The organism is Streptococcus mitis (assembly GCF_000722755.1).
Classification (GTDB): Bacteria; Bacillota; Bacilli; order Lactobacillales; family Streptococcaceae; genus Streptococcus; species Streptococcus mitis_CM.
Window position 1 is genome coordinate 138,888 of the sequence record NZ_JPFY01000012.1, and the last position, 12,794, is coordinate 151,681.

The 12,794-nt window shown below is 43.0% G+C and carries 10 protein-coding genes and 1 pseudogene; 1 reads left to right on the forward strand and 10 read right to left on the reverse strand.

Going from position 1 to position 12,794, the window contains the following annotated elements; translation table 11 throughout:
• Positions 1-211: 211 nt before the first annotated feature.
• From SK578_RS03025 to SK578_RS03040, 4 genes and pseudogenes are all read right to left on the reverse strand, one after another.
• Entirely contained in the window at positions 212-499 is a 288-nt protein-coding gene (locus SK578_RS03025; RefSeq protein WP_042750454.1) for a rhodanese-like domain-containing protein, read from the reverse strand.
• Positions 500-613: 114 nt separating this feature from the next.
• Positions 614-1,192, reverse strand: a complete 579-nt coding sequence (locus SK578_RS03030) for a uracil-DNA glycosylase family protein (protein ID WP_042750457.1) — start codon at positions 1,190-1,192, stop codon at positions 614-616.
• 53 nt (positions 1,193-1,245) lie between these two features.
• A complete protein-coding gene (gene pepV, locus SK578_RS03035; RefSeq protein ID WP_042750459.1) occupies positions 1,246-2,646 on the reverse strand; it encodes a dipeptidase PepV in 1,401 nt (466 codons plus the stop codon).
• Positions 2,647-2,658: 12 nt separating this feature from the next.
• A pseudogene (locus SK578_RS03040) lies at positions 2,659-3,264 on the reverse strand (nitroreductase family protein).
• Positions 3,265-3,435: 171 nt separating this feature from the next.
• On the opposite strand from SK578_RS03040, the gene SK578_RS03045 reads away from it, so the two are divergent.
• Positions 3,436-4,236 (forward strand): amino acid ABC transporter substrate-binding protein, encoded by an 801-nt coding sequence (locus SK578_RS03045; protein ID WP_042750461.1) that lies wholly within the window; start codon positions 3,436-3,438, stop codon positions 4,234-4,236.
• Positions 4,237-4,417: 181 nt separating this feature from the next.
• On the opposite strand, the gene SK578_RS03055 is transcribed toward SK578_RS03045, so the two are convergent.
• From SK578_RS03055 to recJ, 6 genes are all read right to left on the reverse strand, one after another.
• Positions 4,418-5,251 (reverse strand): metallophosphoesterase family protein, encoded by an 834-nt coding sequence (locus tag SK578_RS03055; protein ID WP_042750465.1) that lies wholly within the window; start codon positions 5,249-5,251, stop codon positions 4,418-4,420.
• Entirely contained in the window at positions 5,241-7,088 is a 1,848-nt protein-coding gene (uvrC, locus tag SK578_RS03060; RefSeq protein WP_042750466.1) for an excinuclease ABC subunit UvrC, read from the reverse strand. Before uvrC ends, SK578_RS03055 begins: the two co-directional genes overlap by 11 nt.
• 38 nt (positions 7,089-7,126) lie before the next feature.
• Positions 7,127-7,828 (reverse strand): M57 family metalloprotease, encoded by a 702-nt coding sequence (locus SK578_RS03065; RefSeq protein ID WP_042750467.1) that lies wholly within the window; start codon positions 7,826-7,828, stop codon positions 7,127-7,129.
• Between the two features lie 62 nt (positions 7,829-7,890).
• Complete coding sequence (locus tag SK578_RS03070) at positions 7,891-8,670, reverse strand: alpha/beta hydrolase (protein ID WP_042750470.1); 780 nt, start codon at positions 8,668-8,670, stop codon at positions 7,891-7,893.
• Between the two features lie 67 nt (positions 8,671-8,737).
• Positions 8,738-10,399 carry a ribonuclease J gene (locus SK578_RS03075; protein WP_033682077.1) on the reverse strand — a complete coding sequence of 554 codons (1,662 nt, stop codon included), beginning with the start codon at positions 10,397-10,399 and terminating at the stop codon, positions 8,738-8,740.
• A gap of 170 nt (positions 10,400-10,569) precedes the next feature.
• A complete protein-coding gene (gene recJ, locus SK578_RS03080) occupies positions 10,570-12,792 on the reverse strand; it encodes a single-stranded-DNA-specific exonuclease RecJ (protein ID WP_042750505.1) in 2,223 nt (740 codons plus the stop codon).
• Positions 12,793-12,794 lie beyond the last annotated feature (2 nt).

Below are 12,794 nucleotides of genomic sequence, written 5' to 3' on the forward strand. Positions count from 1 at the left end.
CTTCACGAAGTAAATATTGAATGTTTTCAAGATTCTCAAAAATGAGAATTGTCTAAAAATAAAATTCTCCTACCCAGTCCACACCAAGTAGGAGAAATTCTAATGTTTATACTCTTCGAAAATCTCTTCAAACCACGTCAGCTTCACCTTGCCGTACTCAAGTACAGCCTGCGGCTAGCTTCCTAGTTTGCTCTTTGATTTTCATTGAGTATTAAAGTTCTTCAAAGGCCATCATGCCACCTTGTACATTGATAACCTCATAACCTTGTTCAGCTAGAAATTGACAAGCGCGCGCCGATCTCATTCCAGATTTACAAATAACATAATGTAACTGATCCTTGTCCAATTGATCATAAGTATCAGCTAATTGACTCAGAGGAAGATTCTGAGCACCTTCTAAATGAAGAGCGTCAAACTCTTCCACTTCTCTCACGTCCACTAGAGAAAGTTGGTCGTTTTGGTAAAGCTGGTAAAATGCGTCAAAGGTAATTTCTTTCATTCTTTTTCTCCTAATACTCTTCGAAAATCAAATTCAAACCACGTCAGCGTCGCCTTACCGTACTCAAGTACAGCCTGCGGCTAGCTTTCTAGTTTGCTCTTTGATTTTCATTGACTATAAAATAGTTTTAATTCTTTTTTTCAAATCCGGCACCACTTCTGACTCAAACCAAGGATTTTTAGCCATCCAGATTTGATTTCGCGGTGAGGGGTGGACTAGTGGAAAATAGGTTGGCAAGTAGTTCTGGTAATGTTTTACCCGTTCTGTCACCTTGCCACTGATTTTCTCATGTAAATAATAGGCTTGGGCATATTGTCCGATTAAAAGAGTTAATTGGATATCAGGTAATTCTTGCAAGAGCTGTGGATGCCATTTTTCTGCAAAATCTGCTCGCGGTGGTAAATCACCTGACTTGCCATGCCCTGGAAAGTAGAAATCCATAGGCAAAACAGCAAAATATCCTGAATTATAAAAGGTATCTTCATCCAAACCTAGCCAGTCCCGCAAGCGGTCCCCACTTTTATCTTTCCAGTAAAGACCTGCTTCTTGGGTTTTAAGTCCCGGTGCCTGACCGATAATATTGATGCGAGCAGTCTTTGGTGCTGCAAAGAGGGGCTCGATGCCACGCTTTGTATAGGTAGCATTCTGCGGATCTGCCATAATAGCCTGCTTGATTATTTCAATTTGAGACATCTACTTTCCCTCCAAAAAGAAGTCTAAGCATAAAATCTCAGACTTCTATCGTTTTATTTGATCAATTCGTAAATAGCTTCGGCATAGATTGCTGCTGCTCGGAAGAGATCATCCAAGGCAATAAATTCATTGGCTTGGTGCATGGTATCAATCGAGTCTGGGAACATAGCACCGTAGGCAACACCTCGTTCTAGCAAGCGACCAAAGGTTCCACCACCGATAACTTGCTCGTGACCTTTAAGTCCAGTTTGTTTTTCATAGACATTCAACAAGGTTTGAACAAGTGGATCTTCCATCGGCACATAGTGAGGCGTGTGACCGTGTTCAGAAAGACTAACAGAAGCAACTGGCAAGTTTTCAAGGATTGACTTGATTTGTTCTGGGCTTGTTCCTTTTGGATAGCGGATATTAAGGGCAATGGTATTGTCAGCACTTGTTTCATCGAAGCGGAAGACACCCGCATTCATAGAAAGGGAACCCATCTTTTCATCCACATGAGCAATCTTGAGATTTTCACCCTCATGGTCGTTCAAGAGAATTTTACCAGCGATGTCAAGGTAGTCTTTGGCTGGACCAGAAAAGTCAAACTGGCTAAGGAAGAGGGCTAGGTAAGTTGCACCATTGACACCTGAAGCGGGCATAGCACCGTGGGCTGATTTACCAATGATCGTCACCTTGTATTGACCGTTTTCTTCTTGGAGTTCTCCTCTAAGTTTGTGTTCTGCAACAAAGGCATCTAGTTTAGCTTGCAAGTCAGCCAAATCACCTGAAACGACTGCTGTTGCTGATTCTGGTACCATGTTTTCACGCAAACCACCTGTGAAGCTGTGAAGACGGGCTGCACCTGTATTTTCACCTGCAAAGTGGAGGTATTCTGTAATGTTCCCTTTTTCTCCATTGATAATTGGAAATTCAGCATCTGGAGAGAAACCAAAGTCTGGTTTGGCAAGTCCTACGTGTTCAAAGTAATAGTCCATGTCTGCCCAGCCTGATTCTTCGTCCGTTCCAACAATGAAACGAACTTTCTTAGAAGTTGGAAGACCCAATTCTTTGATGATTTTCAAGCCATAGTAACAAGCTGTTGTAGGCCCCTTATCATCAGAAGCTCCACGCGCATAAAGGCGACCATCTTTGATAGTTGGTGTGTAAGGATCTGTGTCCCAACCGCTACCAGCAGGCACTACGTCCATGTGGGCAAAGATTCCGAGAACTTTTTCTCCATCACCAAACTCGAAGTGTCCTGCATAGTTATCAACATTTTTAGTTGGGTAGCCATCACGGTCTGCGATTTCAAGGAACTTCTCCAAAGCTTTTACTGGACCAGGTCCAAATGGATGCTGGGCATCAGCCTTGCTGTCATCACGTTCTGAGTTGATTTCCAAAAGGCTAAACAAGTCAGCCAAGAGGTCTTCTTTGCGTTTTTCTACTTCTGCTGTAAAATCAATTGCTGTCATATTTTCTACTTCCTATCTTTTCTCGATGATTTCATCTACTGGCAAACGGTAGCTTGGTTCCAATTTCTCGTCTGTGTAACCAACTGTAATCAAGAGTTCTGGGCGGAAACGGTCTTCGATTTCCAAAACTTCGTTGACTTTTGATTTGTCAAAACCAAGGATAAGATTTGATCCGATTCCTTGGTCTGTAAGAGCGAGAACCAAGTTCATGGCAACCAAACCTGCATTGAGAGCTAGGTAGTCACTGACCTGTTGTTCATTGTAACGCGCGAATTCCGCAGGCAAATTTTTCATAAAGTATTGAAGTTGTTATTCTGAGAAATTCTTCGCTCCACCAATACGGGCAATCTTACGAGCACGTTTGGAAAGGTCTGTATCTGTAAACAAGGCAATGGTTACAGGCGCTGATGATACCTGTTCAAAGTTCGAACCGTATGCCAATTTCGCCAATTCAGCATTTTTCTCACGAACCACCACAAATTTCCAAGGCTGGCTGTTGTGGGCGCTTGGTGCTAAGGTTGCAATTTCGATAGCCGTACGAACATCTTTAGGATCAACTGGCTTATCAGTGAAATGCTTAGTCGCATGACGTTTTTTATTTAATTCAAGAAATTTCATAATCGATTTCCTTTTCTAATTCTACTGCTTCCATTCTACCATAATTTGAAAGAGCTTGCAGAGATTTTTCATGATTAAGATTTTTTATTACAGCCATAAAAAATATATATTGGTTCATCAGGAACATTTCTGATAAACTAGCAGATAACTTTACATTTGAATGGAGACATTATGAAAAAATTTAGCCTATTACTAGCCATCCTACCATTTTTAGTTGCCTGTGGAAATCAAACTACACCTAAAGAAACCAGCTCTCAAAAGACAATTGTCGTTGCTACAGCTGGTGATGTGCCGCCATTTGACTACGAAGACAAGGGCAATCTGACAGGCTTCGATATCGAAGTTCTAAAAGCAGTGGATGAAAAACTCAGCGACTACGAGATTCAATTCCAAAGAACTGCCTGGGAGAGTATCTTCCCAGGACTTGATTCTGGTCACTATCAAGCCGCAGCCAATAACTTGAGTTACACAAAAGAGCGTGCTGAAAAATACCTTTACTCCCTCCCAATTTCGAACAATCCCCTCGTCCTTGTCAGCAACAAGAAAAATCCTCTGACTTCACTTGACCAAATCGCTGGCAAAACAACACAGGAGGATACTGGAACTTCAAACGCTCAATTCATCAATAACTGGAATCAAAAACACACTGACAATCCCGCTACTATCGATTTTTCTGGAGAGGATATCGGTAAACGAATCCTAGACCTCTCTAACGGAGAGTTTGATTTCCTAGTCTTTGACAAGGTATCCGTCCAAAAGATTATCAAGGACCGTGGCTTAGATCTCTCAGTCGTTGACTTACCTTCTGCCGATAGCCCCAACAACTATATCGTTTTCTCAAGCGACCAAAAGGAGTTTAAAGAAAAATTTGATAAAGCGCTCAAAGAACTCTATCAAGACGGAACACTTGAAAAACTTAGCAATACTTATCTAGGTGGTTCTTACCTTCCAGATAAATCTCAATTACAATAATACTCTTCGAAAATCTCTTCAAACCACGTCAGCTTTATCTGCAACCTCAAAGCTGTGCTTTGAGCAACCTACGGCTAGCTTCCTAGTTTGCTCTTTGATTTTCATTGAGTATAAGATATACTAAAAGCGATTGGACCAGCCAATCGCTTTTTTAGTTTGCATTGGTTATTTTAGGAAACTCTTACAAAAAATCAAAAAAATTCTTCACATCTTCTACATACCCATGCTTTTCTATTAAGCTTGCTAAAAGTTCCAGATTGTGCCCCTGATAGTTGTCTTCTCTTCGTAGTTCTTCATACATTTCGATAAAGGGAAGCCCCTTGGACTTGGCCAGTTCTAACTCCGCTTCATAATCATAAGCGACTTTACGAAATTGGATATTGACCAATTCCCCATCTTCCACTTCTATCACGGCATACTGGGCACGGTGATTTTTTAACGCCTCCCAATTAAAATAAGGCATGCCAATCGAACCTGGATTGATGATTTGTTGCCCTTGGCTTCCATAACGAAGCAACTGCTTGTGGACATGACCATAGACTGCCACGTCCGTTTCCGCATCTAGCAGTTGGTCAAATTTATCTGTATCATTCCCAACCAGTAGGTCCCCACCATAGTTTTTTTCAGGTAAATTATGAGAGAGAGAAAAGCGCAGTCCGTCAACTTCTTTCTTTTCCAGCATAGGTAAGTTTCGTAGCCAAACGAACATTTCAGGATCCATTCGCTCCATCAAAAACTGGGTCATTCGCATTGACTGGATTTCTTGTGGGTCTTCCAAACCATATTCACCATCCAAGACCTCAAGGACACAATCATCCCAATTGCCTCGAACACTGGCTGTGATAGGAAGGTCCTTTAGTAGGGCGACCAAGTCATTTTCACCGGGACCAGGAAGAAAAATATCTCCCAGAAGCCAGTATTCACTGACTCCTTGATTTTTAGCATCTGCAATCACTGCTTCTAGGGCAGTTGTATTGCCATGAATATCTGATAAAATTGCAACTTTATGGTTCATGATGGTCTCCTTCTGTTTGATAATCTACTCTTTCTTCCGCCACTTGAGCCAACTCAACTTCTCCCTGCGGGTTCAACTTCCTCTGCACAGCCTCTGCAACAGCTCTAGGCACTCCAACTTCGACAATCTCATCCACACTGGCTTCCTTGATTTTGGTTAGAGACTTGAAATGTTTCATGAGATTTTGCTTGCGTTTAGGTCCTAGACCGTCAATGCCATCCAATTGTGATGAAAAGGAATTTTTGGAGCGCAGTTGGCGGTGGAAAGTAATGGCAAAGCGGTGCACCTCATCCTGAATACGTTGTAGGAGGAAAAATTCCTGAGAATTGCGAGATAACTCCACCACCTCAAGCGGATCTCCAAAGAGCAATTCATGGGTTTGGTGCTTATCATTTTTTTGCAAACCTGCAATGGGAATATCCAAACCCAGTTCCTCTTGGATGACTTGCTTGGCGATATTGACTTGACCTTGTCCCCCATCAATGACAATCAAATCTGGAGGAGTCAAACCGTCACGCTGTACTCGACCATAGCGTCTGCGAATGACCTCTCGCATACTAGCATAGTCGTCTGGCCCGACTACGGTCTTGATTTTATACTTACGGTAATCTTTTTTACTTGGTTTACCATTGACAAAGACTACCATGGCTGAAACAGGACTAGTTCCCATGATATTAGAATTATCGAAGGATTCGATGCGAACTGGAGTCGGAATTTGGAGCAAACGACCTAGATTTTCAATAGCTCCTTGTGTCTTTTCGACAGATTTCTCTAACAGGTTGAACTTCTGCTCTAGACTGACTCGAGCATTCTTTATAGCCAAATTGACCAGTTGCTTTTTCTCACCTCGCTGGGGTTTGAGAATCTTAGTATCCACTAAGGCCTTGACGGCTTCTTCATCAATATCCTGCGGAATCAGCACCTCATTAGGAACTAGGTGAGATTTTTCTTGATAGAATTGTCCCACATAGGTCAAGAAATCCTCATCCGGATCATTGTAGTAGGGAAAGAGATTGACATCGCGCTCAATGAGTTTTCCCTGACGGACAAAGAAAACCTGAACACACATCCATCCCTTGTCCACATAGTAGCCAAAGACATCCCGATTTTGGAGATCCTTAGCCATGACCCGCTGCTTGGTTCGAAGCGTTCCAATCGCCTGAATCAGATCACGGTATTCCGCCGCACGTTCAAACTCCATAGCTTGGGCTGCCGCTGCCATTTTGCCCTTTAGGTCATCGATGATTTTGTCATCCTGCCCTTTTAGGAAATCAGAAACCTCCTGAGCCATGGACTTGAAATAGGCCTCATCTTTCTTACAGATGGTGTGGGCCATACATTGGCCGATATGGTAGTAGAAACAGACCTTAGACGGTGGATTTGTACACTTTCTAAAAGGGAAAATCCGATCCAGCAGCCGCTTGATTTCATTGGCTGCTCCCACATCTGGATAGGGACCAAAATAGAGACCTCCGTCCTTTTTGACCTGACGGGTGATAATCAAACGAGGATAGCGTTCATTGGTAATCTTGATGAAAGGATAGGACTTATCATCCTTGAGCATGATATTGTATTTAGGCTTGTTTTCCTTGATCAGGTTGATTTCTAGGAGAAGTGCCTCAATATTGGACTCCGTAACGATAAATTCAAAATCCACAATCTCAGACACCAGAGCCTCTGTCTTGGTATCATGACTTCCACGGAAATAGGAACGCACGCGGTTACGCAGATTTTTAGCCTTTCCTACATAGATAATGGTGCCGTTTTTATCCTTGTGAATGTAGCAACCAGGGCTGGTCGGCAAGAGCTCTAGTTTTGATTTAATCAAGTTGTTCATAGTTCCATTATAGCAAAAAAGTAGGGAAAGATAGTCCCCTACTCATTAGTCTCATATATTTTTCGGAGGTTTGTAACATCCTCTTCCTGGATACCATAAAAGGAACCCGCAGGTTGCATGACAGACTTCTCATCTGTATGATCCAAGCCAATCGCATGCCCCAACTCATGTTCTGCTGTGTGGACAATGCGCTCATAGGAATAGCCATAGTTAGGATTGGACAGATAATAGTGATTTAACCGTACCGTGACAGACAAGAATTGCCCCGTTAAAAGATTAGTCTGACTTTCCGCTTCTCCTGCCACAGGAGTGCCTCCGTCATTCATCTCCGTAGCCAAGATATCTGCCCTGCTGGACTCAGTGACAATTTCAAAGTTAAAAGCACCCGTTTGATTCCAATTCTGAATCGCTTCTACATAAGCTTCTTGAAAGCGTGAATCCATTTGCGGATCCAGGTAAATACGAGCAGAAGCCTGCGGCCACCTTCCTTCAGAGTGTTGGTGGCTATCTGTCTGGTTCAACTTAGGCAGTTGCCCTGTTTTTTCCCATTGGTCGATACTTTGTTGACCAATCTTGACTGACCGTTCTGCTTGCTTTAGCGCTCCTTGAAAATCACCGTTCAGATACCAGAGAAGTCCAAAAGCAAAAGCACACAAAAGAAAAGCTATCCAAACTAAACGCCAAAACAAACGCCACACAAAAGAAAAGAAAGCCCCTATCAAACGAAAAATCCAGCGCATTTCCCTCCACCTTTCTAGCAAATAAAGTCTATTTTACTAAAACAAGCTGAAAGAAAGCTAAATTATGACAATCTCTCTTCTAATTTGAAATCGATTGGTAGGGTTGCTAAGAACCGTTCCAATTGTTTTTCCCAGTAATACCACTCGTGAGTTCCAGCACTATGGCTATAGGTCACATCAAATCCAAGTTTTTTGAGATTATTCACTGCCAGATTATTGGCTTTATACAAGAAATCCTGCTCGCCACACCAAGCCCAGAGCTTGGTCTTTTTGTCCGATTTTTTAGCCAGACTTTCAAGTGAATAGGGACTAGTTGTCCAATCTTTAATCTCTCCAAACACACCTCTCCAGTAAGCTGGCGTGCCCAAATCTTGGCTCTCAGGAGAAAAATCTTGAAAGCTCAATGCACCCGAAAAGCTAGCTGCATGAGAAAAACGATTTGTAGCAAGAGCCAGTTTGAAGCAGCCGTAGCCTCCCATGGAGAGACCAGCAATAAAGGTCTTTTCACGCTTGCTGGTCATGTTAGGGAAGAAGCGTTTCAGAACCTCTGGCAATTCCTCTGCTAGAGCTGTGTAATAGTCAAAACCATACTGGGTATCGGTGTACCAACCGTTGCTGGTATTGGGCATAACAACGATAAGATTGGTTCCTCGAAGTAAGCGTTCTACATTGGTCCGCTTGAGCCAGCTATTATGATTACCAGACATCCCGTGCAATAGGTACAAGACTTGGATATCTGTACAATCTGGTTCTTCCACTCGATTAGCATCAGGATAGAGGACATTCACTCCCCACTCCATATCCAAAACTTGTGAGTAATACTCGATTTTCATTACTGCCATAATTTTTTCCTCTATTTTTCTATAAGAAAAAGCCGAAATTCGACTTTCTCTCTATTTATTTCAACAATTATTTTGCTTCCATGACTACTGGTAAAATGGCTGGACGACGCTTAGTCTGGTCAAAGAGATACTTGGTCAGATTATCACGAACCTTACCTTTAAGATCTGCCCAGTCAAAGTCATCTCCTTGAAGATAGTCTTCTACCGTTTGGTTAATCAATTCTGAACTTTCACGGAGAATATCGCGACTCTTCTTGAGATAAACAAATCCACGCGTGTGAACACGAGCCTTGGCCACAATTTTCTTCTCACGACGGTTAACGGTGATTGCGACGATGAAAATTCCATCTTCTGACAAGACCTTACGGTCACGAAGAACCACATTGCCAACATCACCAATGGCATTCCCGTCAATCAAGACATCCCCTGCCGAAACCGCTCCAGCTGGGACAAAGTCTCCATTCTCATAAGCCATGCTGGTTCCCTTTTTAGGGATAAAAATGCGTTCTGGCAACATCCCAACTGCCATAGCAGCCTTAGCATGGGCATCCAACTCGCGGTATTCCCCTTGAATTGGGAAGAGATACTTGGGTTGCAAGAGATTAATCATCAACTGCAAATCACGCGCATTTCCGTGCCCTGACACACGCAAGCTTTGAGTTATCAGTTTGACAACTCCACCAGCTTGGTAAATCATGTTTTCCACACGTGCCATAACTGCTTCCTTAGCGATAGACGGAGTCGTTACGATATAGACTAAGTCACCGTCTTTGATTTCCACATAACGGTGGCGCCCAATCGACATCTTGCGAAGACCGTTGATAGGCTCACCCATACGACCTGTCTCAAGGATGATCAACTCACGATCCTCAAAGCGAGACATGTCTTTCGGTTTAATCAAAAGACTCTCGTTAGCTAGAGACAATTTCTTGAGGCGAATAGCAGTGCGGACGATATTTTCAATATCAAATCCTGTCAAGACCACACGGCGGCCTGTTGCATCTGCAGCATCAAACACCTGCTGGATACGAGAAAGGTTGCTGGCTACTGCTGCGACGATGATACGACCATCCCAATCTGCAATGGTTTGAGTAATCTCGTCCCCAACTTCACTTTCGCTAGCCACCTGGATATTGCTATCTGCATTAGCTGAATCACTGAGAAGTGCTAGAACTCCATCACGACCGATTTCTGCCAAACGAGCGAAGTCTGTCGCATAGGATTCACTAGCTGTCTGGTCAAATTTGAAGTCACCTGTATAAACGATGCTACCTTCAGCTGTCTTCAAGACAACACCCAGACTTTCTGGGATAGAGTGTGTCGTACGAAAGAAGGACACCACAGTTCCTCCAAAATCAATCTCCGTATCCTCATCGATAACATGGAAATCATTAAATTTCTTAACTGTGTCATTTCCTTTGACAAAGAGTTTGGCCAACTCAATGGTCAGCTCAGACCCAAATACAGGCACCTTGGCTTCAGCCAAGAGATAAGGTAGAGCACCAATAGCATCCGCATGTCCATGGGTCAAGAAGACCCCTGCGATACGGTCACTATTTTCAAAAAGGTAGTCCATATTTGGAATGACGACATCCACCCCTAGTTGTTCATTCTCAGGATATTTTAGACCTGCATCCAAAACGAAAATAGACCCATCGATTTCAGCGATATACATATTTTTCCCATTTTCACGCACACCACCAAGTGTTGTTAAACTGATATTACTCATTTTTCCTCCGAAAGCTTAGTTTATCTTGATTATAGGGTTACTTACCCTCTTATTCTAAAAGCACTACTTTTAGCCGAATCTTTTCCTACCATTATACCATTTTTTTGATGATTTTCAAAATGAAGATTTGTTTTCAAAAAAGAGCTGGTTGCCCAACTCTTTCCTATCATCTACTCTTTTTCCATTAAAAAGTCATAAATTTCTTGAACGGTACCCAGTGCCATCATTTCTTGGTTTTTGACGGTTTGTTTGAGATTTTGGTAAATCTGACTTTCTCCTATTTCCCGCTTTGGTGCCTCTTTATTGACTGTCATGACCCCGTCTTTGATGGTAACAAAGCCTAGTTCTTCGAATACTTGAATCATCTTGACCAGCAAGATTTGCTGAATATTAAGATAAGTAGCCAAATCTTTCAGCTTATAGCGAATATCAAACTCTGGAAACTGGTAGATAGTCTTGTACAATTTTGCAAACTGCTCTCTAGTCCCATACCCTGTCAGATAATAGGCCTTATCAATATCATTTTTGAAATAGACAGCAGAGAAATTCTGTTCCTGAAAAATGGTCTTCAGCTGAGTAATATCCTCAGGAATGGTTTTTACAACCACAGCATCACTAGCCGCCAAATTTGGCAATTCTCCAGCAAAATCCAAGACTGGAACTCCTTCTGGCAAGACTGCATTCTTCCCACGGATGTTAAAAAGTTGAACACCCTCCACACGCGCATCCACCATCATCAACTGCAGGGCAGTTTGGCCATTCCATTGGTTGACAGACAATTTGACTGCCAGCTCTAGATTCTTGGTTTGAGAAAACTCTGTCGCCCATCTGCCTTGGCCAAAGGCTACCACTTCAAAACTCGCTTCACCTTTGGAAATTTTCAACTTGAGATGGGCATTGCCTGCCCCCATGGTACGGGCACTTTCGACCTGAAAATCCTTGATATAAAAGACAGGTTTCTGATTGTCCATGCCAAAAGGTGCCAAACGTTCAAAACTTTTGACCGTTTCCAAGCTAAGTGTCTCCAAATCCAGCTCTTCATCTAAATTTAACTTGTTCTTGCCAGCAGCATCTGCACCTTTTTCACGGACATAATTTTCCAAGACTTGAGATAAATCTGAGAGTTTCTCCACTTCCAGCGTCATCCCAGCTGCACCAGCATGGCCACCAAAGGCGATGAAGAGGTCGCGATGGGGATCTAGGGCTTCAAAAATATCGACCGCTTCCACACTACGAGCACTACCCTTGGCACGACCATCTTCTATATTAAGAACGATGACTGTCTGCCCTAGTTCTTCCAGCAAGCGTCCAGCCACGATTCCTAGAACCCCAGGATTCCAGCCTTCCTTGGCCAAGACTTGGACCTTCTTCTCAGGGTCCACCATGGTCTTAGCTTCTTCATAGATAGACTGGACGATTTCCTTACGCTCTTCGTTTTTCTGATGAATCATGAGAGCAATCTCGTGAGCTTCCTCATCATCAAAGCCAGTTAGCAAATCAATGGCAGGATTGGGATCATCCAAGCGGCCCAAGGCATTCAAACGAGGGGCAATCTGGAAACCCACCGTTTCTTCTGTTACTTCATTGGCAGCAATCCCAGCCATATCCAGCATTTCTTGTAAGCCAATGCGCTGAGTATGCCCCAGCATTTCTAGACCATATTGAACCAAGATACGGTTCTCATCCGTCAAACTAACCATATCTGCAATGGTACCAATAGCAACCAAATCAAGCAATTCCACTTGTACTTCTTCTAACAGGGCACAAGCCAGCTTGAAAGCCACTCCACAACCAGCCAAATATTTGAAAGGATAGTCCGCATCTGGATGTTCAGGATGGACAATAGCATAGGCATCTGGTAAGGTTTCAGGCATGGAATGGTGATCTGTGACAATGACATCCACTCCCATAGACTGGGCCAGTTCAATGGCCTCATGACCAGCAACTCCATTATCCACCGTCACAATCAAGGAAATTCCTTCTTGCTCGATAAAATATTTGTAAACACTGGCATTAGGTCCATAACCATCGGTAAAACGATTGGGAAGATAAACCCGGCACTCGGCACCAAGCTGTTCCAAACTTTCCTTAACAATCGAAGCCGAAGTCATACCATCCGCATCATAATCACCGTAAACGAGGATATTTTCCCCTTCTTCAATGGCCTGACGAATCCGTTCTACTGCCTTGTCCATATCATGGAGCAGATAAGGGTCGTGCAAGTCCTCCAAGGAAGGTTCTAAAAACTTCTTCAGACTTTCTTGGTTCTGAATCCCTCTTTCAAATAATAACCGAGCCACCTCAGGACCCAGTCCAGCCTTCTTGGCTATCTTTGTAAAATCCGCATCTTCTACCTGCGGGGCAAACTGCCATTCATAAGTAGGTGTTATCAAAA